A 19,978-nucleotide genomic window follows, 5' to 3' on the forward strand; every position below is an offset into this window, starting at 1 on the left:
ATGGAAAATATATGAATATGCTCAAAGATATTAGCTTGCCGATATTAAAGCTGGCGTTGCCCTTAATTTTAATTCAGATTTGTCAGGCATCCTTGGGTGTGATCAATACCATAGTAGCGGGGCGTTACCATTATATTGATTTAGCTGGTATTGGACTGGGCAGCAATATGTGGACGCCTGTTTTTATATTATTTACAGGTGTTCTGTATGTATTGGTTCCAAAAATTTCAGCCGTGCAACAAGCTCACAAAGCTGAGATCGCGACGCTCATACAACAAGGTAAAAAAATGGCATTTTTATTGTCAATTTTTGGCTTTATATTGATTCAACTGTTGGCACTTTTATGTCCTTGGCTTATTGAAAACCCACAAGTGGCGAGTATTGCCAAACAGTATTTGCATTTTGTGGCTTTTGGTGTGCCTGGACTGGTGTATATGACTTTATTCAGATTTATCAGTGAAGGTCATAGTTTGCTGAAACCGATTATACTGACATATCTCATCTTGTTATTTTGTGATGCTTTGCTTTGTGTGGTATTGGTCAAGGGCATTGGTTTTATTTCTGAAATAGGTGGTGCAGGAACAGGACTTGCCACTGCGATCAGTGCCTATATTGCCTGCTTTTGTATGTATCAATTGGTGGCAAAAGCTGTTCCAGAACTTAAAACAAACAAAGCAAAGGTCAATATTCAACAAAGCTTGCAATTATTAAAGCAAGGTCTACCGATTGGTATCACTTTAGTTCTACAAATTCTAGCTTTGGCAACATTAGCATTTTTTGCGTCACAACTTGGAGCAAAGGCCATTGCGGCACATCAGATTGTGATTAATATTGCGATGTTAATTATCATGATTCCGATTGCCATCAGTAGTGCAACCACTATTCGCGTGGCGTATTTTTCTGCAACGCATGATCATCAATCTAAGCTTGCCACCAGCGCTGCTGTAGCAGTGATTACCCTGATTTATGGTGTTGTGATTGCAGGACTATTGGTTGCATTTGCAGAGCCACTGACAGGCTTATTTAGTAATGATGCTGAAGTATTAAACATTGCCGCTGGCTTAATGTCTTTTATAGCAGTTTTCCTGATTTTTGATGCGATCCAAACAGTGGCATCTGGTGTGCTTCGCGGTTTGCAGCAATTTATGCAACCACTCTTTGTGATTCTGTTTTGTTATTGGCTGGTGATTATTCCATTGAGTTATTTAATGGGGGTTCGTGGATGGCTTCAGGAACGTGCCAATGTAGACGTAATCTGGCTGGTGCTGACCTGTGGAATCAGTTTGGCAGCAATATTATTGGTGATTCAAAGTTATCGCTATTTAAAGAAGGGTGAATTACCAGTTGGTGAGACCATTTCAACCTGATTCAGTTGTTAAAACAAAAAAGATTGGTCGTTAGCACTATAGCAGATGTGAAAGCATCTGCTTTTTTTAATCTGAATGAGACTTTGTCACATAAACATTCAAAGGTTGAATTTCTTCCAGACCACCAAATTTAAGACGTAACTTGGGTATGGGGCAACAACATGGTGTTGTACTTCAAATGCTAATCTAAGTTATTAAAAAGACTAAAGCATTTGATCACTCACAATTTGACCATTATTTAAAGCAATAATACGATCAACCGATGAAATCGTCTCTGGACGATGAGCAATAATGATTCGGGTGATATTGAGTGACTTAATCATATTGTTGATCTCTTTTTCTTTTATAATATCCAAATGACTCGTTGCCTCATCCAAAAATAAGATCTTAGGTTTTCTATACAATGCTCTTGCCAATAATATTCTTTGCTTCTGTCCTCCAGACAGAATATTGCCCATATCGCCTACTAGTGTTTGATAACCCATCGGCATCGCCATTATTTCATCGTGTACAGATGCCATTTTTGCACATTGTTCGACCCAATCTTGCTGAGCACCATCATCAAAGAAACTAATATTTTCTAAAATGGAACCTGCAAACAACACATCATCTTGGGCAACATAGGCGATAAAATTTCTGAGTTTATTAGAACCAATATTTTTTATACTTTGCCCGCCAATTTTGATTTCACCATGCTCTGGTGTTAAATTACCTAAAAGCAAATTCATTAGTGTAGTTTTACCACAACCAGTAGGACCTACAATTGCTACAGATTGTCCTTCTGGAATATTAAAGTTAATGCCATGAATGATCCAAGATTCATCTTCTGAATACCTGAATCTGAGAGATTTAACATCAATTCCTGTTTTTTGTTGTTCTGATAATTCTGGAACGAATGAATAGCTATCGGTTTTTTCTTGATCAGTAAGAACGATGTCCGCTAAACGTTCACCATGTAGACTAAGCATTTTGACTTCAACATACTTATCAATCAAAGAACTCACTCGTCCACCAAACTGATTTTTATAGGCAAGAAAGGCCATTAATATACCAACGGTAAACTCACCTTCAATGACTAGAGTTGCGCCCAACCATACAATGATAATATTCTGCAATCCAAACAGTAATGTATTGACAAACCCAAACATGAGGTTAAGTTTTTGTGTCGTCAATCCTGCATTAATTTGGTCTACAAATAAGCTTAACCACGTTGCTTGTCGATAGTCCTGTTTTTCAAACTGTTTGATAGTTTTTATGCCACGCATGGTTTCCATAAAATGAGTATTTTGTTTTGCAGCATGGACAATTTGATCTTCTGTCGCTCGTCTTAAAGGGTAATACCAGATCCAACGAATAACCGCGTACAACAGCATAGTGATCACAGCGATCCATGCCAATTTTGTACTATATAAGAACATTAAAATTAATGTGAAAATCGTCATTAGACCATCTAGAATGGCTGTAATAAATGATGTTGTCAGCGTTCTTTGAATTGCATCAATCGAGCCAAATCTAGAGATAATATCGCCTAGATGTCGTTTCTGAAAAAAAATGGTCGGTAAGTTAACCAGATGATGAAAAATATTGGCTTTCCATTGTACATTCAATGTAGTTGCCATATGCATGACCACCCATGCTTGCAACAAGCTAATTAGGCTACTCAATATCATTAACAGGCCAAAACCGATTGCTAAGGTCGTGAGCAAATTTAGATCAGCTGAAACAATAGCATGGTCAATTACCCACTGCATAAAGAATGGGCTTACTAGGGAAAAGACTTCTAGGACTAAAGCAAGAATAAGAATTTGCCCTAAAGATTTCCATAAGCCTCTAATTTCACCAAATAATTTAAAAATACGAATACTTGTTTTATCTTTTTTTTCTTCAAAATTAGAATCAGGCCATAATTCTAAAGCAATCCCTGTAAAATGTGAGGAAGCCTGATCATAGGTGAATACTTTTTCCCCAAAAGCGGGATCAACAATTGTTATTTTTGTTGTCGATACACTCTTGAGAACTACAAAGTGGTTCAAATCCCAATGTAAAATACATGGTAGTCTTAATTGATTTAATTCATCCAATTCAAGTTTTAGAGGTCGGGTCGTGAGGTGCAACTTATTGGCAATCTTAACCAAAGTTGTAAGCGTTGCTCCTTTTTGGGATATAGGATACTTCTGCCTTAAGGTTAAAAGATCTGATTCATAACCATAATAGCCTGCAATCATTGCGAGGCAAGCTAGTCCGCATTCTGATGACTCTGTTTGTAATATTACAGGAACTTTTCGACCAAGACCTAAAGATAAACGATCAAGATAACGCATGGACTATAGTTTTCCTGTAATACTAAATAATGGTTCTAAAACCCACTCATACAATTTACGCTGTTCATGCATGATATCGCCTTCAAGGGTCATACCCACCTGTAAAGGCATATCGTTGCCATAAGCTTTCACCATCTGTTTATCGAGCTTTGCTCTTACCAAATACACAGGTTCATTATTAAGCTGTTCTTGTGGTGAGATAATTCCGATTGTTTGTAGATCCTGACTTGCCAATGCCGTTTTTGCTACAGATAAAACCTGTGCTTTTGCATGACCAAATTTTTGATAGGGGTATGCTTGATAACGTAGTAAAACCTGATCGCCCTCTTTGACAAACCCAATGGCCCGACTAGGCACATAAAGCTGTGCAATCAATGCTGTATTTTCAGGAAGAACCGTCAATAAAGGCTTAGATAAATCAACAAACTGTCCAACTTCAGCATTAATGGTACCTATAACGCCAGATGAATTCGCCTGTATGGCAATATGCTGCCTAGATTGCATTTCGATTAATTCTTGCGTATTACTCGATAACAACCGCTCCAACTGCTCAATTTGATTATTTTGTCTATTTTCTAATCCTGACAAGCTAATTTGCTGCTCCGTTAGCTGTTTTTCTAATGATACTTTTTCACGTTGTAATGACTCATATTGAGCCAACTGATCCAGATAATCTATTTTTCTTGCTTCAAACTCTTCATGAGAAATTGCATTTTCATGAAGTATATTGCCATACCGCTGTTGATTTTTTTTAGCTAGATTGACACGTTCCCGCTGATTAGCAATTAAATTTTCAACCTTAACCAAAGTCCCATTCAGCAAACCAATCTGATTATTGATTGTTCGCTTCTCATCTTGGTGAATAAAGCGCATTCGAGTGATTTCATTTCGTATGGATTGCTCTTTTAATTGCGTTTGTTTCGCTAAAGCATCGGCTATACTACCTTGTTCACCATAACTGGCGGTTGAAATTGTAAAAAGAATATCGCCTTTTTTAACTGTTTGTCCTTCGTGCACATTCTTTTTAAGAATCGTACCTGATTGTGTTGTATAAACCTGTATCAGCCCTGATTGCGGAATCAATTGTCCTTGGACTGTACTACGTTTGGTATAGCTCCCCCATATTGCAAAAGCGATAATCACTAAAGCAATGCATAAGGCACAGATTGTCAAATAGGTAAAACTAAATGGACGGGATAGAATGATAGTTCCCGTCCATTTAGCCTGTTTGGCATCTAGGGCTTCTTTTCGAAATAAATTAGAGCTCATTTATAACTTTACATTACCAGCTCAATCACATTTTCAATTGATAATTGAAATAACAACTTATTAATTTTTTCTAGAGAATATTCATTAAATTGATCTAAGACATCTTTTACAGTTGAATAGGGATTCTCAAATAAGTATTGAATTAAACTCAAACTAATACCATCGATATTAATTTTATTGCCATTAATGATCACAAAACCTTCATCAAAATAATATAATATACTTGCATTCAAATATAGCTTTTGGTTATGATTTAAATGATTAATTTTACCATTCCCTAATATGTCTAATGATAACATGGAGGGTACAGATTGCTCTGCCAGATGGTGCACCATAAAACTTTGATAATAATTTTTATCTTTGATAATTTCAGCAACTTGATGACTAAAACTGTCGATCATCTCAACATCATTTTCAAAGTTAGTAAAATTTTTACGACAGTCTAGAATACCAGGCATGATATTCTGCAACCAGCGCATATATTCAAAACCTGTCGGTGCAAAGGTTGCAACAGCTAAATGAAAGGTTTCTTCATCTAAAGGTAATGGATCATGCCACCAACCACGAGGTATATATAAAATATCTCCAGCTTCTAAAATCACGTCCATGTAGATTTCTTCTGGTTCTTTTATATCTGGAAAATTCTTTGTTTGTTGCATGTACAAAGGAAATTCAAAATTAGGCTTTCTTAATATCCAACGTTTCCGTCCTAATAATTGAACAGCATAAACATCCCTAGTATCCCAATGGCTTTTATAGGAAGATTTAGAACTAAATGCCGCATACCCTCCAACTAGAGTACGAGCTTCTGCAAAAGTAGCAATCTGCTTACTAATTTGATCAACAAATGGTTCATTGCTAATTCGATTACGGACTAAAGTTGCTCCATTTCTAAGGTATTTATAAAGTACAGAAGTAATACAACGATATTCTATCACTCCCAAACACTCATATGATTCTATATATTCTTTCTTGGGTACCTCATAACCATTCATCAATTTAAAGTCGCGATGTGAAATATCACCACGACTATAAAGCTCATTTACGTCGTTCCAAGAAATACCAGATGAATCAATTGCACTTTTAAATAAATAAGGTTTTTTATATAAAAAATCATTTTTAAAAATATCTTTATCAAGAGAGAAATTTAGTAGCATAACAACCCAGCTATAAATAAAATTGGCTGAGTTTATCAGCCAATAAAGTACATAAAAAAACAGCTATTACAAATAAGCTTATATTAAATAAAGTATGATTCAATACAAGTCACTATACTTGCAAAAAAAACAGCAATAACTGCGGGCAATAGAGGATTTCTGAAAGTATATATTTTTTTGTTAAATAGATAATAAATTCCTTGAAATACAAATAACAAAACTATCGCTAATAAGAAATAATGAATCCACGACATAAAAACTACTCCTCAATTTTTAATAATTGCCACCATCCTCACAATACCCATTCCCATCTTCTTTTTCTTTGTCTGGCTGATTGCCCAAAGCACCACTCAGAACACCCGCTGCGAATGCCGAATTCATAGAATGAAGTAGTTCTTTTGTGACCATGGTAGCAACTTTTGCACCGCCAGCCATTGGAGCAATAGCTCCCCCTGTAACTGCTAGTCCTAATTCTGCCCAAGAAAACTCTTGTCCGCCAATAACGGCACCAGCATACCCGACGGCTCCAATAACAGCTCCACCAACCATTACTGGAACTTGAGCAGCCGCTCCAGAAATTAAATCCAATTCTTTTAGTGTTAATTCACGCATACAAATACCCAATAGATTATAAAAAATACAATTAATATATGAATCAAAAACTTATTCATTTTTAATTCTGTTATAAAAGATTGTAGTTCCCCCTCAAGATAAGATAAATAATTTTTATAATCATTATCATTCAGCATATTATCCATGTCAATAATAGACTTCTTTCATAAATCATTTTTTAGTCAGCTCCAAGTTATAGATTCCAGCAATTAAATTGAATCTCAAACTGAGTCTTTTTCCTCTGTTACGATATCGCTCAGCAAGGATTTCGAAGGTTTTTAAGCTACCAAATACATGCTCAATGCCTATTCTTCTTTTATTGATTTCTTGATTATAGATTTTTAGTTCGGGATATAGCTTACAATGCTTTTTTGCTTTTAATGGTAATAGGCTATTCGGATATACTGTGTAAATCCTTTGATAACCTTTATCTGCAAGGATAAAGACACCCACATGAATCTGATTCAAGTTACGTTTAAAGAGTTCAAAATCATGTACAGCACCGCGACTGGTACATAAACTCAAAATTTTCTGAGTTTTATAATGAATGATAGCTTTAACTTTGAAGGTGTGAGCCTTCCTTCTTGCCACTATAGCTTTTCTTCTGGTTTTTTAGGCCGTTGTATCGGAATTTCTGTGGCATCTACGATCACCACATTCCAGTCTATACCTTCGCCTTCAGGCAAATTGATCCTAGCCAAAATAATGGACAGTACTTCCCTCTAAAGATAACGTAACGTTAACTTTGGAGATACAAGAAATGGCTATCTTGCGCAGCAATGCTGCTCAAGTCCTGAATTTAAACAGCAAGCAATTGATTATGCACTTTCAAACTCACACGAGTCTGTAGCTGCAATCGCCCAGAAATTAGGTGTGGGTTATTCAACATTAGATAAATGGATTCGTGAAACCAATCCGGCAGGTTCAAGCAAACGTCAACTTTCACCAGAACAACAGCGGATCTTGGAATTAGAGAAAGAAGTCAAACAGCTCAGGGAAGCCAATGACATCTTAAAAAAGCGCATGTGTACTTTCTGACAGATCATTCCAAGAAAAGTACACGGTAATTCAAGATCTAGCTGTGAATGGAGTCACTGTATCTTCTGTCTGTAAATGCCTGGGTGTCAGTACTTCAGGCTATTATGCCTGGCGAAAACGCCAGGCCAATACAGCGCAAAAATATAATGATTTAAAAGCCGTATATTGGCAGCATCATGCACGATTGGGTGCACCTTCATTGGTACATGACATGCATGATTTAGGTTACAGCATGAGCGAACGAACCGTTGGAAGAATGCTTAAAAAGCTTGGTTTACGTAGCAGGATTGCACGTAAATACAAGCATACGACAGATTCAAACCATCGTTTGCCTACAGCACCAAATCTGTTGGAGCGTCAATTTACAGTCATTCAGCCTAACACTGTATCTGCAACGCTGGTTCAAGCACAGGCTACTATTACGCTGATATATAATTAAACAAGGAATGAAGGGGGGGCGAATTTTTGCTAGGGGTGACAAGGGCTCCTAGCCAAAATAATAGAAAGCGCGTCTTTGATAATGTAACTTTAATCTTTGGAGACCCAATAAAAGACTATATTGCACAGCTATCACTCTCCTAGAAAAATATATCTATTCAGATTTACGCTGTTAATCTTGTATTATAAACAGGCTTTAGACTAGCAGTTATATATCTATAATAAACCCTTAGATGTCTATTTATTTAATCCTATATAAATTCGAGTGGCCCAACCCTCCAAGTCTTCAATAGAGACTTTTTGGCTATCATCAATACGTGGATGATTAAATCTAATGTGTTGAATTGCTATTTTTTTGATAAAGCTATTTGGCCAGTTAAGAGTTTTTTGAACCACAAACTTACGAAGTTTTTCATAATCTTCTTCCCAGCAATTCATATTTTTTATCGTCAATAATTGTGTCGAAAGGCGTGTTGCATTATCGGATGTATCAACTTCCAATAAAATGAAATGCTGACCCTGATATAGGAAATGCACTTCAGCAATACAGCGTGGATTATTATCGGTTTTTAGATGTTTGGTAAATCCTTCTACTTCAGGCAGAGTTTTTAAAGTTAATGAATACTGTATTCCATAATTTTCCTCAAGTTTATAAAGCATCTGTATAAAGGCTGAGAAACGGTCTAGATATAAATGTGCATCATTAGTTTGATCTTTTGCACCCTCAAAATCACCAGCTTTAACTGTACCGCTAATTCCTGGTTCATCAGTATTCACATCACCAATTAATTCCTCAATATACTCTCGGGCATCATCCACGATAACATCATTTTTTGAACCAGTTTTATCTGCGACTTTCTTAGTTTCAAATGGATCATCAAAATCAAGTAAAGTAGTTGGGCTATCTATAATTGTGGGCTTATTGCTGGGTGTTGCTTCCTCCTCATCATTCAGTTTGGGTTCTGCATGATTCGGCTTTGGTGGTATGGTACTGGTATTACCCGATTTTTTTGATGCTCCAGAAAATTTATCATGATGAAAATAAACAGGCTTATCAATATGGGCGTAGAGCCCAGAAAAGCCAATAATTTCATTAATTTTGAATGTATTGGTTAGCTTGTCGTAATAACCGTATGCTTCAATGTTTACGTCTGTTAAATTGGGAGGGATGAAACTAAAGTCCCATGTTCTTTGCGTATTATTAATTCTTTCAAAAGCCTGACACTGTTGAGCGATACTTTCATATGAAGCTCTTATATTTTCATTTAGGAGTAAATATGCAAGAAATCGACGAAATCCAGGTTTATTGAAATGAGTAAGTGCAAGGGAGCCTTCACATGAAGGAAGAACATTAATCAGGTAATGATCAGCCCTGTTCTGAATATCAAAATCTTCTGCCAGTACATTCAACTCAAGCGCTGATCGAGTTAGGTAAGCGTTTTGGAAGAAGAAAGCTCTTGCTAACTCAAGCTGTGGTAATTCAATATGAATATTTTTAACGGTTTGTGCTTCATTTGAAAACGTTGCCAAAGCATCAAACCCAAAAAAGTGAAATTGTGATTTAGATTGAGCAAAAGATATCCATTCTGCTGGAGGGGGGCATGTAAATTTTAGGTGAAATCCAGACTTTCGATGCTCATTTTTGGTAGAGTTGATAATTCGACGTTTAGTCAATAAATGCATATGGGAAAAAGAGGTGTAATATCCCTTTTTAGTTTCTTCGGATTCTCCCCACAAATTAATAAACCATGGTTTATTTTCATATTTAAATAGTCGTCCTATACCTGTAATTAATGTATCTAAAGGGAGGCTTTTAATATGCATAAATCTTCTCACAAATCATATTTAGGAAAATTTGGGCTTCTTGAGTAATTCTTTCTTTACTTAATCCTGCAAGTCGCAATATCCGCCATCTATCTTTAGTACTGTACTCTGTATACCCAAGCCTGATCATGGCATGGGTAATTCTCCGTATTTGATAAGCTATTGTATCTTCAGAATAAGTTGAAAGAAATTTGGAGCTTAAAGGCAGTTGGTGCAAATTTTTGGAAATGGAATTTCCTTTGGATAATTGATTGAGAAACCAACTTTTTGACATTCTTGGACAAGCTAAGTCATCATTTGAACGATATAAAATTTTGAATAATTCTTTGGTTATTGAAAAATCACGTATAGGCCAATTTACTTTATTTTTTCGGACTTGGGGTTTTGACAAATGTTTTGAATTAAAGGTTAGGAGCCAATTTTGATCATTTCTATATAGCCATATATAAGTTGCTTGGCCTGATTTAATTTTACGACCAGACGTTACACCATGAAGTAGCACGATATCTTGCCATTTCTGTCTCATCTCCTCTATTTTTACAGGGGGAATATTGTCCGTAGAAGTAGGTCGTTTTACAAAATATTGGTTTGCTGAAATAGAGCTGACATATTGCAGAATGTCTTTAGGTGTCATTTCAGGTATAAATGAAGACCAGACAATACAATGCTCTAAAAAACTAAAGGCTTTGCGATGCTTTCTAAAAATAGTTTTGAGCCATGAAGTATCTTGATCAGGATTAATCCCTAAATTCTTAGAGTTGAGATATACATATTTAAATTTGTTAATCACTTGCTCATAAGTTTGTTCATGGCGAACCTGACTGCCCCTACGGCAATTCTTTGCATCAGCAATTTCTAGATAAAACTTAGTCCATTGTTCATGGCTTGGGGATGGCTGAGGATCAAGTTGTAATAACTCTACGGACATTTGTCCTAATATAAAATCTTCCTTAAAGTAGGGTTCAGGTAGGTCCTGAGTTTGGTTTGGCAACAACGGTAAGAAAAGGTGTCGATGCTGTTGTTGAATATAATCTTGAGACAGAAGTGAACAATTATGTTTCAGGCATATTGGAAGGTTAGGTACAAACCAAGCCCTGTTCCAGAAATATTCTCCATACGTTTCTCGTTGCTGTTGTATGCAGATTGGGCAGTAATGAAACTTATTTTTGTTGGGGACTCTGGAAGCATTTAGACCAAACATAAGATGAACAGAACCAGATGCCTGCTCAGTCATTAAAGTGATTGCTTTTAGTCGATGGGATTCCTGAACAAAGGGTGCATATAAGCCAAACATGGTATGTTTGTAAATCAGGTCTATTAAAACAAAACGATCAGTTCGCTGTAATAAATGTACAATAGCATTTAAGTGGCTAGGTAAGTCTACTGTAGCAACGACTTTCCGATCTTGAAAAACCTCATCAAGTAGCTGTTTGGGACTTTGAATACCATGGTGTAATCCAGCACGAGCGACGGTGCTGTAAATTAGTTCATCGGGAAGCGGTGTTGGAAAATTCCACATGATTCTTACCCCATACTATGACAACAGGTCTGACATTTGTAGAATTAAACCGTGATGGTTTAATTGGGTATAGATACTTTCTGGGCTAGTTGAGTTCATCGAAAAAATATGACGAAGATCGGTATCCTCCAGTTCATTCCATTGCTTTAAGCCGATCCGTTGGTTTTTCTTTTTGGTTACTGTAACTTGAGAAGTTGTATTATCTGTCTCCATTGCCTGAATAATAGAAGCCAAGAGCTGTTGTCTAGATATTTGGGGTTTTAACTCTACAATTTTTTGAATAGCAAAGATGATGGAGTCTGATGGAAATTCATCTTTTAGCATTAAATAGATACGTCGCTGATCATCATTACTCAACTGTTTTAAGGCTCGGTCTTCTTCGGACTCAACAGTAGATGCAGAGATTTTCTGAATAAGAAGGATGATTTTCTTGTCCATATCGGGTACAGCAAGATCTGAGAATTGAGCGATTCGTTCAGGTATACCTGAACGTAATGCACTAAGCATAGGATGGACAAGTTTTAGTTCATCCTCATAAACACGTTTCAGCAGCTCTACGGTAATCTTTTCTGCTCCCGTTGCGAGGGCACGTAATTGAGCCAAAATAAAAAGTTTCACTACAATATCGAGAATACCTTGACTCAAATCAAACCAAGTGTCTCGAATCTCATCACTTAAAATAGGGTCTCTTTTCTGCAAGTACTGCAATTTCCAAAGTGTATTGGTAAATGCTATCCACTCAGGGTTTTGACTCTTCTGATCAGGTAGGTATTGTGAAATTGGGTTCCAAAAGATAGAACCTAGACCAGCTGCACGTCGACTGGAACGTAGATCAAGATCAAAGATGTCTCTTGCTTTAGGCGTCCCAACAAAAAGTACAGGAATTCCAATGGTATTGCTCATCGTGACAAAAAAGTTGAGCATTTTCTCTGAACCACCAGACTTTGCTCGACTTAAATGTTGAATTTCGTCAATGACTAAGAGGCCTAACGCAAACATATTGGCTGTTTGAGCCATGAGAGCAAGCATGGTTTCTACGCCATGTCTTTTCATACCATACTTTTTCTCATAATTTGAGCCGATGACTTTATCAATTGCTCGAAAAAAATTGAGACAAAGCTCTTTAAGTGAACCATCGTGAGAGCAATCTATTTTTAAGTAGACGATCTGATGACGATTTAATGTTGGGTGAAAAATGACTTGAGGATATGTGTTTAGTATTCTTCGTAAGGATGTTGTTTTACCACTACCTGAACACCCAATGATAGCCATGCTATGGGCAGTTGATTCAGCTCCATCAAAGCGTTTTGCATCCAAGTCACCTTTTTGCAAACGTTCATAGCCATTTTGTAGATGTTGTTGCAATTTTCCTGTGTTTGGATTCCGACCGACATATCCTCCACGAATCATGAGAGAAATACGCTCACTCAATAGCATATGCATTGCTAAAGGTTGGAAAAATGAGCCAGTGATCTGATGAATATTATGAGCACGAATAACTCTTTTTTGCTTTAGATCGTCAAGGGTAGGTGTTACTTTAGAGATGAGAATTTTTGTATCTTCAAAAGGCTCTTGAATGGGAGGTAAAGCTTCGATGAAAGGATTACCTTTGTAAGCATGCACACCAGTGTCATGATACTCAGCATCTGTTATTAGATTATTCATGATTGGTCATCCTCGTCATCAAAAAAACCTGGAACGAATTGTGGATAACTTGATTCATCTTGCTTTGGCTTAAATGAAATAATCGTTCCTTTATCTTTAGGGTGTTTATCAGTCTTCGAGTAATTATCTGATAATTTTTCATTTTCACGAGCAGATTTTTTATTTGATTTAATTTCAGATAAACGCTGACGATTTGACACACCAGAGTTGGTCGCCATTTTTTTTGCTTCAGCAATGGTGTCACGAATAAATTGATCCAGCTCTCTACGAGCAGCTTTGCTATTATCTTTTCCAATTGCATGTAGATTTTTTTCTTGATCTTGTATTTCCCAGACTTGCCAAAATGATTTACCCGAAAATTGACGACTTTTAGTTGATAAAGAGCATTCCCAATAGATCGTACTATCATGTTTCGGAAATAAATATATCTTATCTACATTACTTGGATCATAGGCAGCTTGAAGATCCTGTGGGCGAGAGACTTCTTTACTACGATGTAGCCAACCCTCTCTAAGTATCTCTGATCCAATGTAATACAGTCCCCATAAATTGACGCCAGAAGTAGAAATGGAAACTTTCTTACGAGGTAGTATCATGATCCGAAAAGGTGTTGGTTCTACGATGCGAAGATGACCTGTGCGGTTTTGAATACCCCAATTCCATATATGTAATGGGATAGAAGGTAAATCTGGAGGGAAATCGGCCTCTCTGTCATAAGTATCCAATACATGATGCTGATTACGATAAAGTATTGTCTTTATGATCATCTTGGTAAATGCTGTAATGGGCAGAGCTGCCTCAAGGCGGTAATCACTTTCGCCATGTTTTTTAATACGGTTTCCTTTTACTACGCCAGGGGCATAGGGTTTGAATTCTGCCTGTAACGTTCCAAAGTAGCGCTCAACAATTCCTTTAGCATCCCCTCGATAAGCAGGTGCATTTTCAATACGAACATTATAACCATAGATTAAACGTTCGACTTGATGGCTCATCATTTCGCCACGGTCAGCAAGAATGGCATCCGGCAAACCTATCGTTGGCCATTGTTCTGGTTGAATATCAATCCCAAACATCTTGCATAGATCAACTTTATCACTGCAAGCATTTACAATAGCTTGCATAGCAACAACATATGATGGGTTGTGAAAGCCAATATAGAAACCAACCACCATTCTACTAAAAACATCAACCACGACATAAAGTGTGGGACGACCTAAAATCTTACTTCGGTCATCATCAGCAACTAAATAAATATCAGCAATAGTTGCATCAATTTCATAACGACTACCAGGCCCAAGCGTATTTGCTGTAGCAGTCCCGCTTAATGGTCGTATATCTTTTTGGAAACTTAATACAGGTGTTCTAGCCTCTATTCTTTGTGGAAGTTGGTATTCACGTTTGTAGAAATAGTCAAACTGTCTACGTGTCGGAATATCTGCCTGTTTTATATGTGGGTAATGTTGGACAAAAAGTTCTTCAAATTTTCGATGAGCAGATGTGATATTAATTTTTTTATCATTTAATAATTCAGACTCAGCTATTAACCGAAAGAGCCTTTCTATTTCTGGCGTGACTTTAATACCAGTCCCGTCGCCAAATTTACGCTTTGCTCCTGATTTTTTAGTGCCTGCCAAGGTTCTTGGCTTGCCTGGTGCTCCAGCATTTCTATAATCTGGTAGTAAAGCATTTGGAATTTGACCTCTTTGCCAATAGCGGCGGAGATATTTGTATATTGTAGCTTTAGTTGCGATATTTTTTTGTTCTACTAAACGAACCCGTTTAGCTCTAATTTCTTCATTAAAACAGCCTTTGTCATATATAATTGGTTCAATAATTTGATAAGCCTGAGCACGTTTTTCAAAAGCGACTGAATTTATGGGTGGTTCTATAGACTTTAGATACTCAAAAGGGTCTGAACTTCTAAATAAACGTTTTTCATCAATCCATTGTGAAAGTTGCTCTTCAAGAACTAAAGAGGGAACACCTTTGGTTTCCTCCATATTAATCCATATGATTTCTCCAGATTGAAAGAATAAAATCCGGTAGTGGCTTTCATCAAATTTAACGACTTCATTGGTTCGCCACATAAGATACCTCTAAATCAAATTCTAGGTCAGAACCTTTTAACTTTTGGAATGGTTGTTGGATATCAAATTTGATCAAACGATTTGCTATGAGTATTCTTAGATATTGTAGGGTTGTTCCAGCTGTAGTTCCTTCCTGAACATCAACCTCTTTACAAAGTTTAATGATGGAAACACTTGGTTTCTTTGAAAAATAATAAGAAATTAAATGTAGTTTGTCCCAGATATCAGGATCTATATGTTCTGTAACAAAGGGGCTTAACCATTCGAGATTTTTTCGGGCAGTTGTAGGAATATTTTGTTCAGTCACAATACTCCACGGAATTTCTTTGAGTGCCCAGTATCGACGTTCAATTTCTAGTTTTTCAATAGTCCTTTCTTTTAATAGCTCTTTTAAAGGCTTTACCTGAATTACAAATTGAGGCTTGTTCTTATTATTCGTATCAATCAGAAAATCGGAACTCATGACTTGATCTGAGCCTTGTATGCTTGGATGTCTCAAACCCTGCTCTAAACAGATTTCTTTTGTGTCATCTAGATTCAAAGGGAATTGTTCCCGTATATCCTGAACAGAGCTAGACCAATCTAAAATCAAAAAAACGTACAGTTCCAAATTTGAAAGTAAATGATGAACTCTCTGCGTTTTATGAGAGTAAATACGATGAGATACCCCATGAGAAGGTACGTCCTGAATAGTCAGCCATGGTTGGTAATCTTTTCCCATACCTTGTCCATGACCACTTGTTATTCTTTTGCTAATTTGTTCTTGTGTGAAAAATCTCGGTGCTCTACTCATAGAAAAACCCAGCCACTTTTTAATCAGTATAGCTGGGTTTATCAGGTTTACAACTTTAATGTCTAGTTTAGAACTATATTGTTACAGTTTAGAACTTTAATGTTTAGTTTAAAACTATATTGTCTAAGCACAGGTGAACCAGCCTTTTTCTGTTTTGCTTATTCTACCGTCACCGATTTGGCCAGGTTACGTGGCTGATCCACATCGGTACCGCGCAGTACCGCAACATGATAGGACAGCAGCTGGACCGGAATGCTGTAGACAATTGGTGCCAGCACCGCACTGATTGATGGAATATGTACCACATGCTGACGCTCTTTGGTTTTAATGCCGCTGTGCTCATCGGCAAAGACAAACAGCTCACCACCACGGGCCTGTACTTCTTCCATATTGGATTTCAGTTTATCCAGCATGTCATCTTTTGGTGCCAGAATCACCACCGGCATTTCATTATCGACCAGAGCTAGCGGACCATGTTTCAGCTCACCGGCGGCATAACCTTCGGCATGAATATAGGAAATTTCCTTCAGCTTCAGGGCACCTTCAAGCGCAATCGGGAACTGGGTGCCACGGCCGAGGAACAGGCAGTGGTTCTTTTCCACAAACAGCTCGGATAAGTGCAGAATCGCCGGGTTATGCTGCAGAGTATCCAGAATCACTTTTGGCGTGTGCCACAATTCCGCGATAATCTCGGTAACGGTTTTTTCAGCAATGCTCTGTTTGACCTGACCGATCTTCAGAATCAGCAGCATCAGCGCAGCCAGTTGCGTGGTAAAGGCTTTGGTTGATGCTACGCCAATTTCCGGTCCAGCCAAAGTTAACAGGCTGTGATGGGTTTCGCGTACCATTGATGAGGTGGCTACGTTACAAATTGCCATGGTGCAGATGTTTAGCGCTTTGACTGCAGCACGTTTTTGGGTATCGCGTAGTGCAGCCAAGGTATCGGCCGTTTCACCCGATTGGGAAATACAGATATACAGGGTGTTGTTAACAATCACTGGCGTACGATAGCGGTATTCGCTGGCAATTTCGACCTGACATGGTACATCAATCAGCTGTTCAAACCAGTACTTGGCAATCATGCCGGCATGGTAACTGGTACCGCAGGCAATAATCTGCACTTGCTGGATGCTGGCGAAGTCCTGCTCGGCCTGGGCCAGAAAGTCTTCACGCAGCGCATTGCCATTTAAGGCCTGAGAAATGGTTTGCTGAATCGCTTCTGGCTGCTCATAAATCTCTTTGAGCATGTAGTGCTTGTATTCACCTTTAGAGGCATTGCTGACCGTCGCATCCAGCTCTTTCACCGGACGATTCACCAGCTGACCATCAACAAAAACTTCAATGGTTTCACGGGTTAAACGGGCAATATCACCTTCTTCCAGATAAATAAAGCGATTGGTGATTGGCAACAAGGCCAGCTGATCCGAGCTGATAAAGTTCTCGCCAATCCCGACACCAATCACCAGTGGTGAACCTTCACGAACCGTGATCAGTTCATCCGGATGATCGGTATGGATAATACCGAGTGCATAGGCACCTTTGAGCTGTGGCACTACCTGTTTCACCGCTTCCAGTAAACTTGGGGTGGATTTCAGGGCATCATTGACCAGATGCGCAACCACTTCGGTATCGGTTTGCGAGGTAAACACATAGCCAAGCGCTTCCAGATCATCTTTGAGTTCCTGGAAGTTTTCAATAATCCCGTTATGCACCACTGCCACATTGCCTGAAATATGCGGATGGGCATTGTTTTCAGTTGGCTTGCCATGAGTCGCCCAGCGTGTGTGTGCGATCCCCAACGAACCGGTTAATTCGGCTTCAATAACCGCCTGTTCCAGATTGGCCACTTTCCCGACACGACGTTCACGTAATACATGACCGCCATTGATTAGCGCCAGACCGGCAGAATCATAGCCACGGTATTCCAGACGCTTTAAGCCTTCAATCAGGATATTGCTAACATTACGTTCTGCAACGCCACCGACGATACCACACATAATATTTTCCTCTTATTTTTTCAGTTTTTGGGGACGTTGATAATTATCTTTACTCAACTGTTTTGAGCGTTCAAAGGCTAGGCTATGGTCAGCCACATCACGGGTAATTACCGAGCCGGCACCCACCGTTGCGCCGTTGCCAATGGTTACCGGTGCCACCAGCGAGCTGTTTGAGCCAATAAAGGCTGCATCACCAATGATGGTTTTGAATTTGTTGGCGCCGTCATAGTTACAGGTAATGGTGCCTGCGCCAATATTGGAACCGGCACCGACTTCTGCATCGCCTAAATAGGTAAAGTGATTGGCTTTGGAGCCAACACCAATCTGGGTGTTTTTGACTTCAACAAAGTTGCCAATATGCACCTCATTGGCCAGCACTGCACCCGGCCGCAGGCGGGCAAATGGACCAATCTGTACATCTTCACCGACAATAGCATTTTCAAAGACGCTATACGGCTGAACTTTGGTGCCGGCCGCAATTTTACTGTTTTTAATCACACAGCCTGCGCCAATTTCAACGCGATCGCCGAGCTCAACTTCACCTTCAATAATCACATTGATGTCAATACGTACGTCTTGACCTACTTTGAGTGAACCACGTAAGTCGAAGCGACTTGGATCAATCAGATGCACGCCTTGCTGCATTAACTGTTTGGCCTGGAAGTTCTGGAATTCACGTTCCAAGGCGGCCAGTTGCACCCGGTCATTGACACCTTCGACTTCAAAGGCACGTTCCGGCTGAACCGAAGCCACCTGCATGCCATCGGCAATGGCCATGGCCACAATATCGGTCAGGTAGTATTCGCCCTGCGCATTGTTATTGGACAGCTTTGGTAACCACTGATGCAGTTTGGCATTGCTAACGCAGTAAATGCCGGTATTGATTTCCTGAATCTGGCGCTGGGCCTCAGAAGCATCTTTATGTTCAACAATGGCCTGAATCTGGCCATTGTCACGTACAATACGGCCGTAACCGGTCGCATTTGGTAGGGTCAGCGTGACCAGACCAATACCGGTAGCCTGACTGGCCTCGACCAGTTGCTCTAAGGTGGCCTGGCTAATGCACGGCACATCACCGGATAAAATAATTGAAACACCATCCTGACCCAGTACCGGCAGCGCCATTTGGACCGCATGTCCGGTCCCGAGCTGCTCGGCCTGTTCCACCCATTGAACCGTTTCATGGGCAAAGGCCTGTTGTACCTGTTCGCCGCCATGGCCATAAATGGTAATAATATTATCTGCTTGTAATTGTTGTGCCGTTTCAATCACGTGACCCAGAAGCGGGCGTCCTGCAAGGGGTTGAAGCACTTTCGGAAGGCTGGAGCGCATACGCGTTCCTTTCCCTGCGGCAAGAATAATCACGGTGGTAGACATGTATAATCCTAGTTATTGCTAAACCAAAATAAAATAAAGATAAATTAAAATACAGATTGCTGCCCAGAGTCCGGCAATCAGATCATCCAGCATAATGCCAAAGCCGCCATCGACCTGACGGTCAATCACCCGGATGGGCCAGGGTTTCCAGACATCAAACAGCCGGAACAGGGCAAAGCCTGCAATGACCCATAGCGTATTCATCTGGCCAAAATAGATCAGCGGTAAAAAGGTAATCGACTGTCCGGCAAATTCATCCCAGACAATACGGCCATCATCATGGACGCCCATCACCCGTGCGGTTTGCCCGCAGATATAAATCCCGACCAGTGACATCAGCAGAATCGCCACAACCGAATAGGCAAAACCAAGCCACAGCCACAGCGGAATAAATAGCAGCGCAAAAGCCGAGCCGAAGGTGCCGGGAGCTTTGGGTAACAGGCCTGATCCAAACCCTACCCCACAGAAGACAACCAGGCGGTCGGGCCAGCTCATCGCTTTAAAATGAATGGCA

Annotated in this window: 14 protein-coding genes and 1 pseudogene; 2 read left to right on the top strand and 13 right to left on the bottom strand. The window is 39.2% G+C overall.

Annotation, left to right across the window (positions count from 1 at the left end; translation table 11 throughout):
* The first annotated feature begins 11 nt into the window (after positions 1–11).
* Entirely contained in the window at positions 12–1,367 is a 1,356-nt protein-coding gene (locus F905_RS12440; protein ID WP_001056738.1) for an MATE family efflux transporter, read from the top strand.
* Positions 1,368–1,570: 203 nt separating this feature from the next.
* Here the strand turns inward: F905_RS12440 and F905_RS12445 are convergent, their stop codons facing one another.
* The 5 genes from F905_RS12445 to F905_RS12465 all read right to left on the bottom strand — a co-directional run bounded on the left by F905_RS12445 (position 1,571) and on the right by F905_RS12465 (position 7,317).
* Positions 1,571–3,688 carry a peptidase domain-containing ABC transporter gene (locus tag F905_RS12445; RefSeq protein ID WP_005181308.1) on the bottom strand — a complete coding sequence of 706 codons (2,118 nt, stop codon included), beginning with the start codon at positions 3,686–3,688 and terminating at the stop codon, positions 1,571–1,573.
* Positions 3,689–3,691: 3 nt separating this feature from the next.
* Positions 3,692–4,957: an HlyD family secretion protein gene (locus F905_RS12450; RefSeq protein ID WP_000097731.1), complete on the bottom strand. Its 1,266-nt coding sequence runs from the start codon at positions 4,955–4,957 to the stop codon at positions 3,692–3,694.
* An 8-nt stretch (positions 4,958–4,965) separates the two neighbouring features.
* Positions 4,966–6,114: a JmjC domain-containing protein gene (locus tag F905_RS12455; RefSeq protein ID WP_000925820.1), complete on the bottom strand. Its 1,149-nt coding sequence runs from the start codon at positions 6,112–6,114 to the stop codon at positions 4,966–4,968.
* Positions 6,115–6,387: 273 nt separating this feature from the next.
* Positions 6,388–6,726, bottom strand: a complete 339-nt coding sequence (locus F905_RS12460) for a hypothetical protein (RefSeq protein WP_001208763.1) — start codon at positions 6,724–6,726, stop codon at positions 6,388–6,390.
* A 171-nt stretch (positions 6,727–6,897) separates the two neighbouring features.
* Positions 6,898–7,317, bottom strand: a complete 420-nt coding sequence (locus F905_RS12465) for an IS5/IS1182 family transposase (RefSeq protein ID WP_005181313.1) — start codon at positions 7,315–7,317, stop codon at positions 6,898–6,900.
* A gap of 222 nt (positions 7,318–7,539) precedes the next feature.
* Between F905_RS12465 and F905_RS15260 the strand changes: the two are divergent.
* Positions 7,540–8,161, top strand: a pseudogene (locus F905_RS15260) (transposase); the annotation flags it as partial.
* 278 nt (positions 8,162–8,439) lie between these two features.
* Here F905_RS15260 and F905_RS12475 read toward each other — a convergent pair.
* The 8 genes from F905_RS12475 to F905_RS12510 all read right to left on the bottom strand — a co-directional run bounded on the left by F905_RS12475 (position 8,440) and on the right by F905_RS12510 (position 19,959).
* On the bottom strand, positions 8,440–10,026 hold the full coding sequence (locus F905_RS12475) for a Tn7-like element transposition protein TnsE (RefSeq protein ID WP_005181315.1): 1,587 nt from the start codon (positions 10,024–10,026) through the stop codon (positions 8,440–8,442).
* On the bottom strand, positions 10,016–11,545 hold the full coding sequence (locus F905_RS12480; protein WP_005181318.1) for a TnsD family Tn7-like transposition protein: 1,530 nt from the start codon (positions 11,543–11,545) through the stop codon (positions 10,016–10,018). The genes F905_RS12475 and F905_RS12480 overlap by 11 nt, the downstream gene beginning before the upstream one ends.
* Before the next feature lie 15 nt (positions 11,546–11,560).
* Positions 11,561–13,210 (bottom strand): AAA family ATPase, encoded by a 1,650-nt coding sequence (locus F905_RS12485; RefSeq protein WP_005181320.1) that lies wholly within the window; start codon positions 13,208–13,210, stop codon positions 11,561–11,563.
* A complete protein-coding gene (locus tag F905_RS12490) occupies positions 13,207–15,297 on the bottom strand; it encodes an integrase catalytic domain-containing protein (RefSeq protein WP_000269331.1) in 2,091 nt (696 codons plus the stop codon). The genes F905_RS12485 and F905_RS12490 overlap by 4 nt, the downstream gene beginning before the upstream one ends.
* Positions 15,281–16,090: a heteromeric transposase endonuclease subunit TnsA gene (locus tag F905_RS12495; RefSeq protein ID WP_031989189.1), complete on the bottom strand. Its 810-nt coding sequence runs from the start codon at positions 16,088–16,090 to the stop codon at positions 15,281–15,283. Before F905_RS12495 ends, F905_RS12490 begins: the two co-directional genes overlap by 17 nt.
* Before the next feature lie 158 nt (positions 16,091–16,248).
* Positions 16,249–18,087: a glutamine--fructose-6-phosphate transaminase (isomerizing) gene (glmS, locus tag F905_RS12500; RefSeq protein WP_005181325.1), complete on the bottom strand. Its 1,839-nt coding sequence runs from the start codon at positions 18,085–18,087 to the stop codon at positions 16,249–16,251.
* Between the two features lie 12 nt (positions 18,088–18,099).
* Positions 18,100–19,464 carry a bifunctional UDP-N-acetylglucosamine diphosphorylase/glucosamine-1-phosphate N-acetyltransferase GlmU gene (gene glmU, locus F905_RS12505; protein WP_005181326.1) on the bottom strand — a complete coding sequence of 455 codons (1,365 nt, stop codon included), beginning with the start codon at positions 19,462–19,464 and terminating at the stop codon, positions 18,100–18,102.
* A gap of 18 nt (positions 19,465–19,482) precedes the next feature.
* Positions 19,483–19,959: a phosphatidylglycerophosphatase A family protein gene (locus tag F905_RS12510; protein ID WP_162182857.1), complete on the bottom strand. Its 477-nt coding sequence runs from the start codon at positions 19,957–19,959 to the stop codon at positions 19,483–19,485.
* Between the last annotated feature and the right edge of the window lie 19 nt (positions 19,960–19,978).

Source organism: Acinetobacter sp. CIP 53.82, from assembly GCF_000369465.1.
GTDB lineage: Bacteria > Pseudomonadota > Gammaproteobacteria > Pseudomonadales > Moraxellaceae > Acinetobacter > Acinetobacter indicus.

What these genes read in the sequence shown, in the direction of transcription:
- F905_RS12440 (WP_001056738.1), top strand. Translation starts at nt 12, where the DNA reads ATGAATATGCTCAAAGATATTAGCTTGCCGATATTAAAGCTGGCGTTG.
- F905_RS12445 (WP_005181308.1), bottom strand. Translation starts at nt 3,688, where the DNA reads ATGCGTTATCTTGATCGTTTATCTTTAGGTCTTGGTCGAAAAGTTCCT.
- F905_RS12450 (WP_000097731.1), bottom strand. Translation starts at nt 4,957, where the DNA reads ATGAGCTCTAATTTATTTCGAAAAGAAGCCCTAGATGCCAAACAGGCT.
- F905_RS12455 (WP_000925820.1), bottom strand. Translation starts at nt 6,114, where the DNA reads ATGCTACTAAATTTCTCTCTTGATAAAGATATTTTTAAAAATGATTTT.
- F905_RS12460 (WP_001208763.1), bottom strand. Translation starts at nt 6,726, where the DNA reads ATGCGTGAATTAACACTAAAAGAATTGGATTTAATTTCTGGAGCGGCT.
- F905_RS12475 (WP_005181315.1), bottom strand. Translation starts at nt 10,026, where the DNA reads ATGCATATTAAAAGCCTCCCTTTAGATACATTAATTACAGGTATAGGA.
- F905_RS12480 (WP_005181318.1), bottom strand. Translation starts at nt 11,545, where the DNA reads ATGTGGAATTTTCCAACACCGCTTCCCGATGAACTAATTTACAGCACC.
- F905_RS12485 (WP_005181320.1), bottom strand. Translation starts at nt 13,210, where the DNA reads ATGAATAATCTAATAACAGATGCTGAGTATCATGACACTGGTGTGCAT.
- F905_RS12490 (WP_000269331.1), bottom strand. Translation starts at nt 15,297, where the DNA reads ATGTGGCGAACCAATGAAGTCGTTAAATTTGATGAAAGCCACTACCGG.
- F905_RS12495 (WP_031989189.1), bottom strand. Translation starts at nt 16,090, where the DNA reads ATGAGTAGAGCACCGAGATTTTTCACACAAGAACAAATTAGCAAAAGA.
- glmS (WP_005181325.1), bottom strand. Translation starts at nt 18,087, where the DNA reads ATGTGTGGTATCGTCGGTGGCGTTGCAGAACGTAATGTTAGCAATATC.
- glmU (WP_005181326.1), bottom strand. Translation starts at nt 19,464, where the DNA reads ATGTCTACCACCGTGATTATTCTTGCCGCAGGGAAAGGAACGCGTATG.
- F905_RS12510 (WP_162182857.1), bottom strand. Translation starts at nt 19,959, where the DNA reads ATGAGCTGGCCCGACCGCCTGGTTGTCTTCTGTGGGGTAGGGTTTGGA.